Genomic DNA, 17263 nt, shown 5'->3' on the forward strand with positions numbered 1-17263 from the left:
GTGGACTCCGGGCGAAACCGGAACCTCCACCATCGCGCGTTCGGGGTAAAACGTCCAAATCGTCACGAGGGTCTTCGTGCGAACCTCTGAAGTCATGGCCGGGGCGGATCACGCCGGGACGCGCCCCGGCGTGGCCGGGAGCCGCGCCTGGCCGTGGCCGATACTGGGAGAGTTATGGAAATCGTCATCCTTGTTGTAGTCATCGCCCTGGTCGCGGTCGGCGCGATCAGCGGGCTCGTGGTCGGCAGCCGCAAGAAGAAGCTGCCGCCCTCGGCACCGTCGAGCACGCCGACCATCACAGCCCCACCCGCCGAACCGCACGTCGGTGACGAGGCGGAGACACCGCGCGACGAATCGCGCCGCACGATCGAAGAGGTCGGGCTCCCCGACACCACCGGTGCGCCGGTCGCCGTCGAGGAGCCCGCCGGGGCGGTCGAGGCGCCCGCCATCGAGATCCCCGAGCCGTCGGCCGGCCGGCTGGTCCGGCTGCGCGCGCGGCTCGCCCGCTCGCAGAACTCCCTCGGCAAGGGACTGCTCACCCTGCTCTCCCGCGAGCACCTGGACGAGGAGACCTGGGAGGAGATCGAGGAGACCCTCCTCACCGCCGATGTCGGCGTCGCCCCGACCCAGGAGCTGGTCGAGCGGCTGCGCGAGCGCGTCCGGGTCCTGGGCACCCGCACCCCGGCGGAGCTGCGCACGCTGCTCAGGGAGGAGCTGCTGGTCCTCCTCGACCCCGCTCTCGACCGGGTGGTGAAGACGGAGAGCGGTCTGGAGACGCCCGGCGTCGTGATGGTCGTCGGGGTCAACGGCACCGGCAAGACCACGACCACGGGCAAGCTGGCGCGGGTGCTCGTCGCGGACGGCCGGTCGGTCGTCCTCGGCGCGGCGGACACGTTCCGCGCCGCCGCCGCCGACCAGCTCCAGACCTGGGGCGAGCGCGTCGGCGCGCGCACCGTACGGGGCCCCGAGGGCGGCGACCCGGCGTCGATCGCCTTCGACGCGGTCAAGGAGGGCATCGCGGAGGGCGCCGATGTCGTCCTCATCGACACGGCGGGGCGGCTGCACACGAAGACCGGCCTCATGGACGAGCTGGGCAAGGTCAAGCGCGTCGTGGAGAAGCACGGTCCGCTCGACGAGGTGCTGCTCGTCCTCGACGCGACGACCGGACAGAACGGCCTCGTGCAGGCGCGGGTCTTCGCGGAGGTCGTCGAGATCACGGGGATCGTGCTGACCAAGCTGGACGGTACGGCCAAGGGCGGCATCGTGATCGCGGTCCAGCGGGAGCTGGGCGTGCCGGTGAAGCTGGTGGGCCTGGGCGAGGGCCCGGACGATCTGGCGCCGTTCGAGCCGGGCGCCTTCGTCGACGCGCTGATCGGGGACTGACCGATCGGGGACTGATCCGGCCGATTCGCGGGCCGTACGGAACGGCGCGCCGCGCCCCGTACGGCCCGCCCGCCTCTACGGCGGTGGCATCGAGCGGTGGCAGATGTACGCCAGGGTGCCGAGCAGCAGCCGGGCCTGTGGGGGCGGTGCCGCCGTGTCCAGGGACGGTGCCCGCAGCCAGCGGACCGGGCCGAGACCCGCCAGGTCCGACGGCGGCGCCGTGACGTGCGCGCCGGCGCCCAGGCCGTGCAGATCCAGGTCCGCGTCGTCCCAGCCCATCCGGTAGAGCAGCTCGGGCAGCTCCGCCGCCGCGCCCGGCGCCACGAAGAAGTGGGCCCGGCCCGTCGGCGTGGCCAGCACCGGGCCCAGCGGGAGCCCCATCCGTTCCAGCCGTACCAGCGCGCGGCTGCCGGCCGGCTCCGCGACGTCGATGATGTCGAAGCCCCGGCCCACCGGGAGCAGCACCGCCGCGCCGGGCACCTCCGCCCATGCCTTGCCGGCGTCGTCCACCGTGGCGCCCGCCGGCACCTCGGGGCAGAAGTCGAGCGGGTGCGCGCCGGGCGCCGGGCACCGTGGGTCACCGCAGGAGCACTGTCCGCCCGAGGCCCGCGCGCCGGGCACGACGTCCCAGCCCCAGAGTCCGGTGTACTCCGCCACCGCGGTGCACTCTGTGGTGCGACCGCGGCGCCGCGAGCCGGACCGCATCTCCCGGATGCCGCCGATCGTGAAGCCCATGCCCCCTCCAACGGGTCGAACTCGCCGGTGGTTACGAGTCGCAGTCTGCCCGTGACGCTCCGTCGTCACTTAAGCCATTCGAGTGGCGCGAAGTGGCATTGGGGGTAGTGCGATCCGATTCGCGCGCCCCCATATGCATCCTTACGCCACCCCCTGAACGTCGTACGTCAAGTCAATCGCGCCCCGTGCGGGGCGCGTTCATTCGAAGGGGTGGCGAATGGTGGCGTTTGTGGAATCTCCCTCGCCGGACGGGTGATCGTAGGATTACTTTCGGTGCACGAACCTCGGGTAAGACAGTCTCGCGGGTATGCCAAGGGCAACTCGGTTTCCTGTTCGAAGGGGTGCAACTGCCGGACACGGAGCGGTCACCCACGGCATTCTGATAGCGGTTCGCGAGACAACGGCATTCGTCGGATGGGGGCTTTCCAGTGGGCGGCAGCGGCGCAGGCGGTACGGATACCGGCAAGCGTCCGAATGGGCAACTGAACTCGTGGTTCCTGCGCAGCGGCTGGTCGAAGGGCGAGCTGGCGCGCCAGGTCAACCGCCGCGCGCGCCAGATGGGCGCTCATCACATCAGCACGGACACCTCGCGCGTACGCCGCTGGCTCGACGGCGAGCAGCCGCGCGAGCCCATCCCTCGCATCCTCTCCGAGCTGTTCTCCGAGCGCTTCGGCGCCGCGGTGGCCGTCGAGGAGCTGGGACTGCGCTCCGCCCACCGCTCGCCCTCGGTGTCCGGGGTCGACCTGCCCTGGGCCGGCCCTCAGACCGTCGCGCTCATCAGTGAGTTCTCCCGCAGCGACCTGATGCTGGCGCGCCGCGGCTTCCTCGGTACGTCCCTGGGGCTGGCCGCCGGGCCCGCCCTCGTCGAGCCGATGCAGCGCTGGCTGGTGCCCGCCCCCGCCGCCGACCCGGGCGAGCCGGCCCCCGATCCCGTCGCCCCCTCCCGCGCCACCCGCCTCTCCGGCCCCGAGTTGGATCTGCTGGAGTCGACCACGGCCTGTTTCCGGCTGTGGGACGCCCAGTGCGGCGGCGGCCTGCGCCGCAAGGCGGTCGTCGGCCAGCTCCACGAGGTCACCGAACTCCTCCAGGAGCCGCAGCCCCGGGCGACCTCCCGGCGGCTCTTCCGGTGCGCGGCCGAGCTGGCGGAGCTGGCCGGCTGGATGAGCTACGACATGGGCCTCCACCCCAACGCCCAGAAGTACTTCGTGCTGGCCCTGCACGCCGCCAAGGAGGCCGGGGACAAGCCGCTCGGCTCGTACATCCTCTCCTCCATGAGCCGCCAGATGATCCACCTGGGCCGGCCCGACGACGCGCTCGAACTCATCCATCTCGCGCAGTACGGGAGCAGGGACAGCGCCACCCCCAGGACTCAGGCGATGCTGTATGCGATGGAGGCCAGGGCGTACGCCAACATGGGGCAGCCGAGCAAGACCAAGCGCGCCGTGAGAATGGCCGAGGACACCTTCTCCGACGCCGGGCTCGACGGCGGACCGGAGCCCGACTGGATCGGCTTCTTCTCCGAGGCCGAGCTCAACGGGGAGAACGCCCACTCGTACCGCGATCTGGCCTATGTCGCCGGCCGCAGCCCCACCTACGCCTCCCTCGCCGAGCCCGTCATGCGGCGCGCCGTGGAACTCTTCGCCAAGGACGACGACCACCAGCGGTCGTACGCGCTGAACCTGATCGGCATGGCCACCGTCCACCTCCTCAACCGCGAGCCCGAGCAGGCCACGGCCCTGGCGGAGAAGGCCCTCGACGTCGCCCGCAGCGTGCGCTCGGAGCGGGTCAACACCCGGCTGCGCAAGACGCTCGACACCGCCGCCCGGGACTTCGGCGACGTCGCCGAGGTCGTCGATCTCACCGAAGTGCTCGCCAAAAAGCTGCCCGAGTCCGCGGAGGCCGTCTGAACCGCGGGCCTACCCCGGTCGTGGGCGTCCCATCCCGGTCGTACACAGCCGCCCCGCCGTACACCGCCTGACGCCGTACACAGCCCGACCGCGCCCCACCCGGCCCGACGCCGGACCCGGCCCGATCCCGCCGTACCCGGCCCGCCCCAGCTCCGGCCGCGGCAACCACCCCGTACAGCCCGACACGGCTCCCCCGCCGCCAGGACAGCAGGGTGGGTGCCGCGGCCGGTCCCCGCCGTCCGCGAGAAGCCCCGAGCGGACCGTGACACGCCCGCGGGATGTCCGCGGAGGATATCCGCGGCCACCTGACGAGAGGCGCCGGTTCATCGGGGCGTAACACGCGGGACGCCTTCGTCACCACCGCGAAACATCGAGCGGCACTGGCTGAAACCGCGCTGCGTCAATCTCCTGAGCACAGTCGGCCCCATACCCGCTTGAGCATCCGCACGGGCCGTATCCGACCCACGAGGAGACGCTGGCCTTGAATGGCGCAGATACCGCATTCGTACTGATCAGTGCCGCGCTCGTCATGCTGATGACGCCCGGCCTGGCATTCTTCTACGGCGGCATGGTGCGGGTGAAGAGCGCCCTCAACATGCTCATGATGTCCCTGATCTCGCTGGGGATCGTCAGCGTGCTGTGGGTCCTCTACGGATACTCACTGGCTTTCGGTGACGACATCGGCGGCGGTCTCCTGGGCAACTTCGACCACATCGGGTTCCAGGGCATTTCGGTCGACACCCTGACCGGGGGCAAGGAAGGCATCCCCGTCTTCGCCTTCGCGCTTTTCCAGCTGATGTTCGCCGTCCTCACCCCCGCGCTGATGAGCGGCGCGCTCGCCGACCGCGTGAAGTTCAGCGCCTGGGCGCTCTTCATCACGCTCTGGGTGACCGTGGTGTACTTCCCGATCGCGCACTGGGTCTGGCAGTCCGACGGCTGGCTCTTCAAGCTGGGTGTGATCGACTTCGCCGGCGGTACGGCGGTCCACATCAACGCCGGTGTCGGCGCGCTCGCCGCGGTCCTCGTCGTCGGCAAGCGCATCGGCTTCAAGAAGGACCCGATGCGGCCGCACAGCCTGCCGCTCGTCGTCCTCGGCATGGCCCTGCTGTGGTTCGGCTGGTTCGGCTTCAACGCCGGCTCCGCGCTCGCCGCCAACGGCACCTCCGCGATCATGGCCTTCAACACGCAGATCGCCACCGGCGCCGCCATGCTCGGCTGGCTGATCTACGAGCGGATCCGGCACGGCGCGTTCACCACGCTGGGCGCCGCCTCCGGCGCCGTCGCGGGCCTCGTCGCCATCACCCCGTCCGGCGCGAACGTCAGCCCCTTCGGCGCGATCCTCATCGGCCTCGTCGCCGGTCTCGTCTGCTCCTGGGCCGTCAGCCTCAAGTTCAAGCTGGGTTACGACGACTCCCTCGACGTGGTCGGCGTCCACCTGGTCGGCGGGGTCATCGGCACCCTCCTCGTCGGCCTCCTCGCGGTCGACGGCGTCGGCGGCCTCACGCAGCTCGGCAAGCAGGCCACCGGGGCCTTCTCCGTGATGGCGTACTCCTTCGTGGTTTCCTGGATCCTCGCCAAGATCGTCGATGTCACCATCGGTTTCCGGGCCTCCGAGGACGACGAGACCAGCGGTGTCGACATGGCGTACCACGCGGAGTCGGCGTACGACTACAGCGCGGTCGGCGGCTCCCCGTCCGGCCGCAGCAGCGTCGCCGCCCCGCACCACGACGAGACCCACGCCGCCGCGGCGAAGACCAAGAAGGTGGACGCATGAAGCTCATCACCGCAGTCGTGAAGCCACACCGGCTGGACGAGATCAAGGAAGCCCTCCAGGGCTTCGGCGTCCAGGGCCTCACGGTCACGGAGGCCAGCGGATACGGCCGGCAGCGCGGCCACACCGAGGTCTACCGGGGTGCGGAGTACACCGTCGACCTCGTACCGAAGATCCGTATCGAGGTACTGGTCGAGGACGACGACGCCGAACAGCTCATCGACGTCGTGGTGAAGGCCGCCCGCACCGGCAAGATCGGTGACGGGAAGGTATGGAGCGTTCCGGTCGACACGGCGGTCCGGGTCCGGACCGGCGAGCGCGGCCCGGACGCCCTCTAGAGACGGGAACGACTGGGTGACGAGCGTCGAAGAGACCACCGAAAAGGCAGACTCGGGACCCAGCGGCTATGCGGCGGCCCGGCTGCGCCTCCTCCAGGAGAAGGCGCGGCCAGGGCCGCCGCGCCGTACCGCCCTCGCCCGCCTGACCGACGACTGGCTCAACGCGCTCTTCACCGCTGCCGCCCGGGAGACCGGGGTGCGCGGCGCGGCGCTCGTCGCCGTCGGCGGCTACGGACGGGGCGAACTCTCCCCCCGCAGCGATCTCGACCTGCTGCTCCTGCACGACGGCAAGGCCTCCGCACCGGCGGTCGCCGCCCTCGCCGACCGCGTCTGGTACCCCGTCTGGGACCTCGGACTCGCCCTCGACCACTCCGTACGCACCCCCGCCGAGGCGCGCAGGACCGCCGCCGAGGACCTCAAGGTGCAGCTCGGCCTGCTCGACGCCCGGCACGTCGCCGGAGACCTCGGTCTGGTCACCGGAGTGCGCACCGCGATCCTCGCCGACTGGCGCAACACCGCGCCCAAGCGCCTCCCCCAACTCGACGACCTGTGCCGGGAACGGGCCGAGCGCCAGGGCGAGCTCCAGTTCCTTCTGGAACCCGACCTCAAGGAGGCCAGGGGCGGACTGCGCGACGCCACCGCGCTGCGCGCCGTCGCCGCCTCCTGGCTCGCCGACGCGCCCCGCGAGGGCCTCGGCGAGGCCCGCCGGACGCTGCTCGACGCCCGCGACGCCCTGCACCTGACCACCGGACGCGCCACCGACCGGCTCGCCCTCCAGGAACAGGACGCCGTCGCCGCCGAACTCGGGCTGCTCGACGCCGACGCCCTGCTGCGCCAGGTGTACGAGGCCGCGCGCACCGTCTCGTACGCCTCCGACGTCACCTGGCGCGAGGTCAACCGCGTGCTGCGGTCCCGCTCCGTACGCCCCAAGCTGCGCGCCATGCTGGGCGGCAGGCCCGCCCCGGACCGCACCCCGCTCGCCGAGGGTGTCGTCGAGCAGGACGGCGAGGTCGTCCTCGCCCGCACCGCCCGGCCCGAACGCGACGCCGTGCTGCCCCTGCGGGCCGCGGCCGCCGCCGCACAGGCCGGCCTGCCGATCTCCCTGCACGCCGTACGCCGCCTCGCCCGCGCCGTCAAACCCCTGCCGGTGCCCTGGCCGGCCGAGGCCCGCGAGGAGCTCGTCACCCTGCTCGGCGCCGGCGAGCCGACCGTCCCCGTCTGGGAGGCGCTCGAAGCCGAAGGGCTCATCACCCAGCTCCTGCCCGACTGGGAGCGGGTACGGTGCCGGCCCCAGCGCAACCCCGTCCACACCTGGACCGTCGACCGCCACCTGGTCGAAGCCGCCGTCCGGGCGTCCTCCCTCACCCGCCGCGTCGGCCGTCCCGACCTGCTGCTCGTCTGCGCCCTGCTGCACGACATCGGCAAGGGCTGGCCCGGCGACCACTCGGTGGCCGGCGAGGTCATCGCCCGTGACGTGGCGGCCCGGATCGGCTTCGACCGCGAGGACGTCGCCGTCATCGCCACCGTCGTACGCCACCACCTGCTGCTCATCGACACCGCGACCCGGCGCGACCTGGACGACCCGGCGACCGTCAGCTCCGTCGCCGACCGCGTCGGCTCGCTCGCCACGCTGGAGCTCCTGCACGCGCTCACCGAGGCCGACGCGCTCGCCACCGGCCCCGCAGCCTGGTCGTCGTGGCGCTCCTCCCTCGTCGCCGACCTGGTCGCGCGCGTCGCGGCCGTGCTCGCGGGCGACGACCCGGCGGAGCCCGAGCCGGCCGCGCCCAGCGCGGAGCAGGAACGCCTCGCCGTGGAGGCGCTGCGCACCGGGGGCCCCGTACTGGCCCTGCGCGCGCGGCCCGACGCCCCGCGCCCCGAGTCCGCGCGGCCGGAGTCCGCGGAGGGCGGGGCCGTGCGGGACGGGGCCTCGCGGGACGGGTGGGAGGACGGGCCGGAGGACGGCGCGCCGGAACCGGTCGGCGTCGAGCTGCTCATCGCCCTGCCCGACCGGCCCGGCGTGCTGCCCGCGGCGGCCGGTGTGCTCGCGCTGCACCGGCTCACCGTACGCGCCGCCGAACTGCGCGCCGTCGAACTTCCGGCCGGACTGGGTGACCCGCCCGGCGAACCCGGGGACGGAGCGGGCCGCGGACCGGGCGCGGGGGCAGGGCCGGAGCGGAGCGTCGGCGTCCTGCTGCTGAGCTGGCGCGTCGCCGCGGCGTACGGCTCGCTGCCGCAGGCCGCCCGGCTCCGCGCCGACCTCGTACGGGCGCTGGACGGCTCCCTGGACATCCCGGCCAAACTCGCCGAGCGGGAGGCCGCCTACCCGCGCCGCCGTGGCGTCAAGGCCCCGCCGCCCCGGGTGACGGTGGCACCGACCGCTTCCCGGCACGCGACCGTCATCGAGGTACGGGCCCAGGACGCACCGGGGCTGCTCCACCGCATCGGCCGCGCCCTGGACGACGCGCGGGTGATGGTGCGCAGCGCCCATGTGTCCACACTGGGCGCCAACGCCGTCGACGCCTTCTACGTCACCTCGGACCGTGGACGCCCGTTGACGGCGGAGGCCGCGGCCGAACTGGCACGCGCGGTGGAGGCCGCGCTGCGCTGAGGCACGCCACGTACCGCCGAGGATGCCGCCGGGGATGCCAGGGCCTCCCCGGCGGTGACGATTCCGGCCGCCGGGTGGCATCCGGCCGTACGGGGCGCGTACGCCTCCCGTACGGCCGGGCCACCCAGGGGGCAGACCCCACCGCGCGAGGCCGGATACCCTGGGGGACGGTCTGTCCTTCACCGTGCGGGACAGCCCCCTCATCCGCTCCCGACCTGAGGATCCGCGACCGCCGTGTTCGACACTCTCTCCGACCGCCTCGCAGCCACGTTCAAGAGCCTCCGGGGCAAAGGGCGCCTCAGCCCGGAGGACATCGACGCCACGGCCCGCGAGATCCGTATCGCCCTGCTCGAAGCCGACGTGGCGCTGCCCGTCGTCCGCGCCTTCATCGCCAAGGTCAAGGAGCGCGCGGCCGGAGCCGAGGTCTCCCAGGCACTGAACCCGGCACAGCAGGTCGTCAAGATCGTCAACGAGGAACTGGTCGGCATCCTCGGCGGTGAGACCCGCGTCCTGCGCTTCGCGAAGCAGCCGCCGACCGTGATCATGCTGGCGGGTCTGCAAGGCGCCGGTAAGACCACCCTGGCCGGAAAGCTCGGTCTCTGGCTCAAGGGCCAGGGCCACACCCCGCTGCTCGTGGCCTGTGACCTCCAGCGTCCCAACGCCGTCACCCAGCTCTCCGTCGTCGCCGACCGCGCGGGCGTCGCGGTGTACGCGCCGGAGCCGGGCAACGGCGTCGGCGACCCGGTCAAGGTCGCCAGGGACTCGGTCGAGTACGCGAGGACCAAGCAGCACGACGTGGTCATCGTCGACACCGCGGGGCGCCTCGGTATCGACGAGGAGCTGATGAAGCAGGCCGCGGACATCCGCGACGCCGTCAGCCCCGACGAGGTCCTCTTCGTCGTGGACGCGATGATCGGCCAGGACGCCGTCAACACCGCGGAGGCGTTCCGCGACGGCGTCGGCTTCGACGGTGTGGTGCTCTCCAAGCTCGACGGCGACGCCCGCGGCGGTGCGGCCCTCTCCATCGCGCATGTCACCGGCAAGCAGATCATGTTCGCCTCCAACGGCGAGAAGCTCGACGAGTTCGACGCGTTCCACCCCGACCGGATGGCGTCCCGCATCCTCGACATGGGTGACCTGCTCACCCTCATCGAGCAGGCGGAGAAGACGTTCAGCCAGGCCGAGGCCGAGAAGATGGCCTCCAAGCTGGCGAGCAGCAAGGGCGGGAAGGACTTCACGCTCGACGACTTCCTGGCGCAGATGGAGCAGGTCAGGAAGATGGGCTCCATCTCCAAGCTGCTCGGCATGCTGCCAGGGATGGGGCAGATCAAGGACCAGATCAACAACATCGACGAGAAGGACGTGGACCGCACGGCCGCGATCATCAAGTCGATGACCCCGGCCGAGCGCCAGGACCCGGTCATCATCAACGGCTCGCGGCGGGCCCGTATCGCCCGGGGTTCCGGTGTCGAGGTCAGCGCGGTGAAGAACCTCGTGGAGCGATTCTTCGACGCGCGAAAGATGATGTCGAAGATGGCGCAGGGCGGCGGCATGCCGGGCATGCCGGGCGTCCCGGGCATGGGCGGCGGCCCCGGCCGTACGAAGAAGAAGGCCAAGCAGGCCAAGGGCAAGCAGCGCTCCGGCAACCCGATGAAGCGCAAGGCCGATGAGCAGGCGGCGCTGGCGCGGCGCGAGGAGGCGGCGCAGTCGGGCAGCGCGTTCGGACTGCCCGCCGGCGGCCAGGACAAGAACTTCGAACTGCCTGACGAGTTCAAGAAGTTCATGGGCTAGCCGTCCGTGTACGGAGGGTGGTGGGGTCCCGGCGGTGCCCGGCGCACCACCACCGCCCAAGCCGTCGGTGACGGTCGTGCTCATGACGGCCCTGCTGGGGGCGTCCTTGCCCCGGACGCTCTTGCTCACGACGGTCCTGTTCATAAGGCGGCTCCTCCCAGGGCCCGGCCCCGTGCGTCGTACAGCCCCGTCAGCCGGGGCTTTCCGTCGCTGAGACCGGTGACGACCGCGACGGTCGAGCGCGTGACGAAGATCTGCGTACGGAACGCCAGGACGGCGGTGTCCCCGACTCCGACCCCGCCCGATCCCGGGGCGGGCGGATCCAGCAACCGGTAGTAGTCGATGTACTCCGCGGGGACATCGCCCACCCGGAGGCGCAGCCCCGTGCGGGACAGCAGGGCGGAGCGGACACCGCCTCTGGCGTAGAACCCGCCACCGAAGAGCGCGGGCCGGCCGTCCGCGAGCGTGTGGGCGACCTCGGTGACGTACACATAGGCGGGCCGTTCCGGCCGGTGTGGATCCGCCGCGTGCAGTGGCGTGGTGCCGGTGAGGGCGTGGCCCGGCTCACCGTGAGTGGCGCCCAGCCGGGCCAGCAGGGGCAGCGTCGCCATGGAGGTCGCGCCCGGGGCACTGAGGCCCAGCCCCTGATGACCGCGTGCGGTCAGCACCTCACGGGCGTCGAGGGCGTGCCCGAAGCCGTCGGTCGGCGCGGGCCGTCCCGTGTCCGGGTCGCACACCACGCAGGGGAACGCCGTCACCCCGGCGATCCGGACCGACGGCAGCCGCTCGACCGCGGCGGCGAAGCCGTCCAGGGCGGCCGGCGGTACGCCGCCCTCCTGGCCCGGATGGCCGGACCCGGCCGCCGCCTCGATCCGTACGAACACGTCCTGGACGAGGCCGAGCCGGCCCGCCGCCTCCGAGACGGCCCGCGCGTTGGCGAGGTCGAAGACCGTGACCGCCTCGGGCCGCCAGGCCAGCATCTCGGGCAACGCGCGACGCGGGATCTGCACGAGATGGCCCAGGTTGCCCGCCCGGGCTCCCGCCGCGTGCAGCGTCCTGGCCTCGTCGGGGTCGATCGCGGCGAACCGGGGGATGTGCCGGGAGACCGCCCGGACCAGCGCGGGATTGCGGCCGAACTGTTTGGCCACGAACCAGAGCGAGAGCCCCAGCCGCTCCGCCTCGGCCGCCAGCAGCGCCGCGTTGCCCTCCACGGCGTCGGCGTCCAGGACGTAGGTGTCGGGCGGGACGGCGCCCGAGGCGTGCAGCGCGGTCGCCGCGTCGACGAGCGCGGGGTTGCGGGTGAGGACGGTGTCCAGGAACACGGTCAGCCCTTCAGATCGTGCAGCGAGCGGCGGAGGATCTCGATCACCAGGTCCGCGCCCGCCCGCATGGGGTTGATCCGTACGGTCCAGTCGGCGAGTTCGGGTGCGTCGTCGAGCGACGAGGCGGACATCCGGTGGACGAGCGGGGCGATCTCGTAGCGGGAGTCGGAACCCACGGGATACGGCGCGGCTCCGTACCGCGCGGCGACGGCGGGCAGTTGACGGGCCACGGGGCGGTCGAGCCGTACCAGCAGGCAGCGGTCCTGCGCGTTGGCGATCCGTACCTCCGCGACACCCGGCACCTCGCCGGCGCCGAGGCGTGCCGCGACCTCGGCGGACACCAGGGACTGAAGTGCCCACATGACAGGCACGTGGGTGAGGGCACGCAGCGCTTCCAGTGCCTGGGAGCCCTGGACCTGGCCGCCGCCCGAGTAGTTGTCGGCGCGGACCCGGCCGACGAGATCGCGGGCGCCGACGACGGCGCCCACGCCCTCCGGACCGTGCAGCTTGAAGAGGGAGAAACACGAGGCGTCCGCGCCGAGCTGGACGCCGCAGGCGGGCACCCGCAGTACCGCGTAGTTGTCGTCGACGACGGTACGCACCCCCGCGGCGCGGCAGGCTGCCAGGACCTCGCCCGGGGCGTAGGAGTCCCCGAGCCGCTGTCTGCTGTGCTGGACGAACGCCCAGGTGAGGCCGGTGGTCGTCAAGGCCTGCCGCAGGGCCGTACGGTCGTTGAAGTCGGCCTCGGTGGTACGGGCACCGAGTCCGCGCAGGGTGACGGCCGTCGTCCGGTAGGCCGGAGCCCGGTGGATCAGCAGTGGATCGCCGGGGGAGACGGCCGCCTGGAGCGCGGCCCGGATTGCGCCGGTACCGGCCCCCTGCACCAGCGCGGCCTCCTCGGCGCCGAACCAGTCGGCGAGAACGGCTTCGACCCGTGCTGTAGTACGGGGCCGGCCGAGCCCGGTGACTACACCGGCGTCCGCCTCGAAGAGCTGGGGTCCCTCGAAGTGGGCGGCGGTGTGCTCCAGCAGCCGGAACTGGAGCCGGACGGCGTCCTCCAGCGCGATCGTGGGCAGCGGGAAGGTCCGGGGAAGCGGTGGAGGCGGCGGAGGCATCTCAGATCTCCTCGGTGGCGGTGGCGGTGGCGGTGTCCGTGCCGGCGCCGGTCAGGAAACGCAGCGGGTTGCGGCGTGTCATCAGGTCGATCAGGTCGTCGTCCACGCCCGCCGCGCGCGCTGCCGGCAGGAAGGAGCGGAAGAGATGCCCGTACCCCTGGCCGCCCTCCGCCGTCAGATAGCCGTGGCGGGAGATGTCGCAGCTCAGCAGGGCCCGGTCGGCGTGCCCCGCCTCCAGCAGGGCCAGCAGCAGCCGTAAGCGGGTGTCGTCGCTCTGGTAGCGCTCCTTGCCGACGGTGTCGAACGCGACGTACGCGCCGCTTGCCGCGAGCTCACGGTGGGTTCCCGGATCGTCCAGCAGGTCCTGGTGGCCGATCGAGATCCGGTACGGGGGAAGCCCCGTACCGGCGAGCAGCTCCAGCTGGGCGAGCCCGCCGCGGCCGAACTGGGCGTGGGTGGCGAGCGACAGACCGGTGGCGCGCGCGGCATGGGCCGAGGCGAGCAGCGCCCGGCTCTCGCGCCCGCTCGGCCGGTCGCCGTGGCTGCCGATCTCCCCGAGCACGCCGGGTCGGACACCGCTCCCTCCGATGCCCTCCTCGATCTCCCGCACCAGGATCTCCGTGAGCTGCTCGACGCTCGCCTCCGCCGTCTCCCAGGGGTGGAACGGCTCGTAGTACCAGCCGGTGGCGGCGACCACGGCGACGCAGGACTCCTCGGCGATACGCGCCAGGGCGCGCGGATCGCGGCCCATGCCCCGGCAGGTCAGCTCGATGACGAGGGCGAGCCCGAACTCGGCCGACAACGCGGCCAGTTCGGCGACGACCGCGGACCGGTGGCGCCCGGCGTCGAGCACGGCGCCGCCGTCGCCCGCATGGTCGAGATCGAGCACGAGATGCTCATGGGCGAGCACCGGACCGCGCACGGCGGAGGCGGGCAGCGGCCCGGTGACCGTGGTGAGGCACGGGGCGTTGGAGGACGAATCGAGGAGCGGGGAGCGCATGGGTATCTGTGCCTTCCAGACGGGACCGTCCGCGCCGGGACGCCGGCGGTCAGCTCTTCAGCGGTGTGAACAGGTCGAGCCAGTGGAGGACGTTGAGCAGGGCGCCGCCGACGACGACCGCGGCGGGCGCCGCCGCCATCCGCACCACCGGTCTGCCCATCGCCTCGTTGAGGAGGTAGAGCCCGCCGACGACGAGGATCGCCGGTCCGCCGCCCATCACGTGCGCCGCGAGCAGGGAGCCGAAGAGGATGGCCAGCCCCAGCGTCTCCGTGATCGCGGCCCGCAGATGCTCGGAGGAGTCGCGCACGCTCGGGAGCTTGCCGAGGACCCTTCCGATGGAGGAGAGCGCCAGCACTTCGAGCGCGAAGACCACGGCACCGGCAACCGCCGCGAGGAACGGGTTCGGCAGCACATAGCCGAGGGGATACACGAGCGTGAATCCGGCTGTGCCGTACGCGCCGGAGGCGAGCGCGGTCGTCGCGATCAGCGGTATGAAGCCGAACATCCGGTAGAAGTCGACCTGGGCGGCCTCGCTGTACTGGCCCTTGGCGATCAGGAAGCTGGTGGCCTCCCCGCCGCCGAATATGTGCATCTGCGCCAGGACGCAGACCCCGGCGCCCAGCACCATGAAGAGCGGCAGATGGCGGCGCAGCCGCAGGGCGCTGCCGCTGAAGAGGGAGGCCATCGGGTCGTTCCCGGAGTCTTCCCGAGGCTGTCCCTGGGCCGGAGCCTGCGCCTGCCCCAGCTCCCGCTCCCGTTGCTGTTCCTGCTTCCGCTGGAGCAGGTCCTTCCTGACGGCGAACGCGATGAGCAGCAGCACTCCCGCCGCCATCGCGAGGGAACCCGCGAAGATCTTCGGCCAGAGCTTCATCGTCATGAGGACCAGGGCCAGTTCCAGCGCGGCGGCGAGGCCGCCGCGCAGCCGTCCGAACTGCCGGGTGATGGCGAGCACCGGAAAGAGCGTGAAGAGGAAGAGGATCGGCGTCGACATCTGTTGCATAGCGGTCAGGAAGTCGACGGGCAGATCGTGCGCCAGGTCGTTGGCGCCGCCGAGACCGAAGACGACCACGGCGCCCCAGGCGCCGCCCAGCAGCGGCGCTGCCCACTTCCGGGGCGCGAGGATGCCCAGGATGTCGGTGGGAAGGAAGAGCAGCCAGGGGTTGAGGACACCACTGGCGAGGGCCATCGGCGCACCGAGGCCGAAGATGAAGCCCGCGGAGAGTCCGAAGGACACCGCGGTGGTGGCGGAACGCTTGGCACGTCCCTGGATGAAGTCGAGCATGAAGGGACGTACGCCGTCGTTGAAGACGGCCAGCGCCAGGTGCGAGACGAAGGCGGTCAGCGCGCAGAGCGCTATGACGAACAGTTGCTGCGTCAGCGTGAGATCCAGACGCGTACTGGCTGCGAGGACGGTGTGCACAGGGTGGTCTCCTCCGCGGTCCGGCAGGTCGTCGGGGTCAGCCGTGCGCGGCGATCACGTGGGCCATGAGCGGGGCGACCACGTCGATCCGGTCGAGGGCGAATCCGAAGACCTTCCTGCCGTCCGAGAGCAGCGCGGCCACCTGTTCCCGCGTGGGTACGGAGCGGCCGAAGGTGTGGCAGACGGGGCTGCCCAGTAACCCGACGAGAAGGCCGAGCGAGGCACCGGCCCCTGTGTGACAGGTGCCCAGGTAGTAGTGCGCCTGGCCGGCCCGGAGCTTCATGGCGGCGTCCATGTCGTTGGAGACCGTGATCTCCAGGCCGTCGAGGCCGAGCCGGGAGAGGGTGTCCGCGACCTCGGTCTTCCCGATGCCGCCGGTGAGGATCTTCGTCATGACGGGGTCCTTCGCTGTGACGAGTGGTGTCGGGCAGGTGAGTTCTGGGCCAGCACGGCGAGATGCAGGCCCAGGAAGTTGACTTCGGAGCTGGGCAGCGGGGCGCCGAGTGCCTGTTCGGCCCGTATCGCCACCGCACGTGCTCTGGCGACCGCCTCGGGATGTCCGGCCAGTTCGGCCGCGACCTGTTGGTCGGTGGCGAAGGCCGCGACCTGCTCGCCGTTCAGCAGCCGGGTGAGCGCCGCCATCAGGTGGCTGGTGAGCAGCCCCGCCGTGTCCTCGGTGACGGTGAGACCCTCGGCGGCCAGGGTGTCCAGCTCGGCCGCGACGAACGCGACGACCTCGGGATCTGCCTGGCCGGTCTCGCGGAAAAGCCGGATGCGCAGGGCCAGTTGACTGTCCATGGAGCCCCTTTCGTACACAATCCAAATAAATCCAGTAACCAGAATTTTGTATATTGAAGCGGGTGTGATGCGGCGTGGTGGGTGCACTCGTCGGACTCGGGGCGGCTGGGGTCAGTACGAAGGGGTGCGCTCTCCCCGCAGTACCTCGGCCTGGAGGGTGGTGACGACGGACAGGTCGAGCGATCCGCGTACGGCGCCGAGTGCCCCGGCCCCTTCCGCTCTGCCGATGATCGCCGCGCTGGAGTTGCGCAGGGACAGGTCGCGGGTGACCTCGTCGCCGAGTGGCAGGACGTCCACGCCTGTGCCGAGCAGGCCCCACGCTTCGTCCAGGTTCCAGACGGTGGCGTCCGCGCCGTCATGCTCGAACAGCTCACGGAGTTGCATGTGCGAGGCTTCGATCCACTTGATGTCGTCCCGCCCCGCGAACGTGTGCTCCGCGAGTATGCGCTGGTCCTCCGAGGTGTGGTCGACCGCCACGCGCAGCCCCGGGCTCGCCAGGTCCGAGCCGTGCCGCAGCAGTATGCCGTGCGCACCGGCATAGGTGATCGGGCCGAGGTCCGCGACGAGTTCGACCGGATACTCCTCGATCAGCCGGTCGGCCGCGAAGCGGGAGAGCACCACGAGATCGACCTTGCCTTCGAGCAGTGTGGTGGTGCGGGCGCCGGCGCCACGCATGAAGGTGATCGCGAAAGGCGCCCCCGCCTCCTCGAAGGCGGAGCGCAGTCCGGTGGCCAGCCCCTCGTAACGACGGGAGTACGGCAGGGGCATGGCGGCGAGCAGGGTGCCGAGCCCGGAGAGCCGCCAGAGTATCGAGCGGTCGGACCGGACGAGGAACGTGCCGAGGTGGCCCCGCGCCGTCGTCTCGATGGCTTCGGCGTCCTCCAGGAGCTGGAGCGCCGCCTGCACCGTGCCGTTCCCCACGCCCAGCTCCACGGCGAAGTCCCGGACGCGCGGAAGCCGGGTGTCCGGCTCGTGGTTCAGCAGGAGAACCGCGAGCTGCCGGGCCGCGAGGCCGTTGCGGGTCAGGAAGCGCTCGTCGAAGTCTGTCACGGAAACGACAGTAAACAGGATTCTG

At 71.8% G+C, this 17263-nt stretch carries 14 protein-coding genes; 6 read left to right on the plus strand and 8 right to left on the minus strand.

Annotated features, from left to right (window positions below):
- Positions 1-174 precede the first annotated feature (174 nt).
- Entirely contained in the window at positions 175-1383 is a 1209-nt protein-coding gene (gene ftsY, locus ACFTZC_RS22810; RefSeq protein WP_382892482.1) for a signal recognition particle-docking protein FtsY, read from the plus strand.
- A gap of 75 nt (positions 1384-1458) precedes the next feature.
- Here the strand turns inward: ftsY and ACFTZC_RS22815 are convergent, their stop codons facing one another.
- Positions 1459-2118: a bifunctional DNA primase/polymerase gene (locus ACFTZC_RS22815; RefSeq protein WP_382892484.1), complete on the minus strand. Its 660-nt coding sequence runs from the start codon at positions 2116-2118 to the stop codon at positions 1459-1461.
- A 428-nt stretch (positions 2119-2546) separates the two neighbouring features.
- Between ACFTZC_RS22815 and ACFTZC_RS22820 the strand changes: the two genes are divergently transcribed.
- The 5 genes from ACFTZC_RS22820 (at position 2547) to ffh (ending at position 10533) form a co-directional block, all read left to right on the plus strand.
- Positions 2547-4025 (plus strand): hypothetical protein, encoded by a 1479-nt coding sequence (locus tag ACFTZC_RS22820; RefSeq protein WP_382892485.1) that lies wholly within the window; start codon positions 2547-2549, stop codon positions 4023-4025.
- A gap of 481 nt (positions 4026-4506) precedes the next feature.
- A complete protein-coding gene (locus ACFTZC_RS22825; RefSeq protein ID WP_382892487.1) occupies positions 4507-5799 on the plus strand; it encodes an ammonium transporter in 1293 nt (430 codons plus the stop codon).
- Positions 5796-6134 (plus strand): P-II family nitrogen regulator, encoded by a 339-nt coding sequence (locus ACFTZC_RS22830; RefSeq protein WP_365814097.1) that lies wholly within the window; start codon positions 5796-5798, stop codon positions 6132-6134. The genes ACFTZC_RS22825 and ACFTZC_RS22830 overlap by 4 nt, the downstream gene beginning before the upstream one ends.
- Positions 6135-6150: 16 nt before the next feature.
- Positions 6151-8742 (plus strand): [protein-PII] uridylyltransferase, encoded by a 2592-nt coding sequence (locus tag ACFTZC_RS22835; RefSeq protein ID WP_382892489.1) that lies wholly within the window; start codon positions 6151-6153, stop codon positions 8740-8742.
- Between the two features lie 234 nt (positions 8743-8976).
- Positions 8977-10533, plus strand: a complete 1557-nt coding sequence (gene ffh, locus ACFTZC_RS22840) for a signal recognition particle protein (protein ID WP_382892491.1) — start codon at positions 8977-8979, stop codon at positions 10531-10533.
- A gap of 140 nt (positions 10534-10673) precedes the next feature.
- Here ffh and ACFTZC_RS22845 read toward each other — a convergent pair whose 3' ends face one another.
- From ACFTZC_RS22845 to yhfZ, 7 genes are all read right to left on the minus strand, one after another.
- Positions 10674-11855 carry an alanine racemase gene (locus ACFTZC_RS22845; RefSeq protein WP_382892493.1) on the minus strand — a complete coding sequence of 394 codons (1182 nt, stop codon included), beginning with the start codon at positions 11853-11855 and terminating at the stop codon, positions 10674-10676.
- A gap of 2 nt (positions 11856-11857) precedes the next feature.
- Positions 11858-12970, minus strand: a complete 1113-nt coding sequence (locus ACFTZC_RS22850) for an aminotransferase class V-fold PLP-dependent enzyme (protein WP_382892495.1) — start codon at positions 12968-12970, stop codon at positions 11858-11860.
- A gap of 1 nt (position 12971) precedes the next feature.
- On the minus strand, positions 12972-13970 hold the full coding sequence (locus tag ACFTZC_RS22855; protein WP_382892498.1) for a phosphotriesterase: 999 nt from the start codon (positions 13968-13970) through the stop codon (positions 12972-12974).
- 49 nt (positions 13971-14019) lie between these two features.
- Positions 14020-15390, minus strand: coding sequence for a YhfT family protein (locus tag ACFTZC_RS22860; protein ID WP_382892499.1), 1371 nt, complete (start codon positions 15388-15390; stop codon positions 14020-14022).
- 37 nt (positions 15391-15427) lie between these two features.
- Positions 15428-15784, minus strand: coding sequence for a DUF2620 family protein (locus tag ACFTZC_RS22865; RefSeq protein WP_382892501.1), 357 nt, complete (start codon positions 15782-15784; stop codon positions 15428-15430).
- Positions 15781-16188 (minus strand): transcriptional antiterminator, encoded by a 408-nt coding sequence (locus tag ACFTZC_RS22870; RefSeq protein WP_382892503.1) that lies wholly within the window; start codon positions 16186-16188, stop codon positions 15781-15783. Before ACFTZC_RS22870 ends, ACFTZC_RS22865 begins: the two co-directional genes overlap by 4 nt.
- 111 nt (positions 16189-16299) lie before the next feature.
- A complete protein-coding gene (gene yhfZ, locus ACFTZC_RS22875) occupies positions 16300-17238 on the minus strand; it encodes a GntR family transcriptional regulator YhfZ (RefSeq protein ID WP_382892505.1) in 939 nt (312 codons plus the stop codon).
- Between the last annotated feature and the right edge of the window lie 25 nt (positions 17239-17263).

The sequence above is a fragment of the Streptomyces sp. NPDC056987 genome (assembly GCF_042673865.1).
Lineage (GTDB): Bacteria > Actinomycetota > Actinomycetes > Streptomycetales > Streptomycetaceae > Streptomyces.

Excerpts from the sequence above, each read along its gene's own strand:
- ftsY (WP_382892482.1), top strand. The coding sequence starts at position 175 with ATGGAAATCGTCATCCTTGTTGTAGTCATCGCCCTGGTCGCGGTCGGC.
- ACFTZC_RS22815 (WP_382892484.1), bottom strand. The coding sequence starts at position 2,118 with ATGGGCTTCACGATCGGCGGCATCCGGGAGATGCGGTCCGGCTCGCGG.
- ACFTZC_RS22830 (WP_365814097.1), top strand. The coding sequence starts at position 5,796 with ATGAAGCTCATCACCGCAGTCGTGAAGCCACACCGGCTGGACGAGATC.
- ACFTZC_RS22850 (WP_382892495.1), bottom strand. The coding sequence starts at position 12,970 with ATGCCTCCGCCGCCTCCACCGCTTCCCCGGACCTTCCCGCTGCCCACG.
- ACFTZC_RS22855 (WP_382892498.1), bottom strand. The coding sequence starts at position 13,970 with ATGCGCTCCCCGCTCCTCGATTCGTCCTCCAACGCCCCGTGCCTCACC.
- ACFTZC_RS22865 (WP_382892501.1), bottom strand. The coding sequence starts at position 15,784 with ATGACGAAGATCCTCACCGGCGGCATCGGGAAGACCGAGGTCGCGGAC.
- ACFTZC_RS22870 (WP_382892503.1), bottom strand. The coding sequence starts at position 16,188 with ATGGACAGTCAACTGGCCCTGCGCATCCGGCTTTTCCGCGAGACCGGC.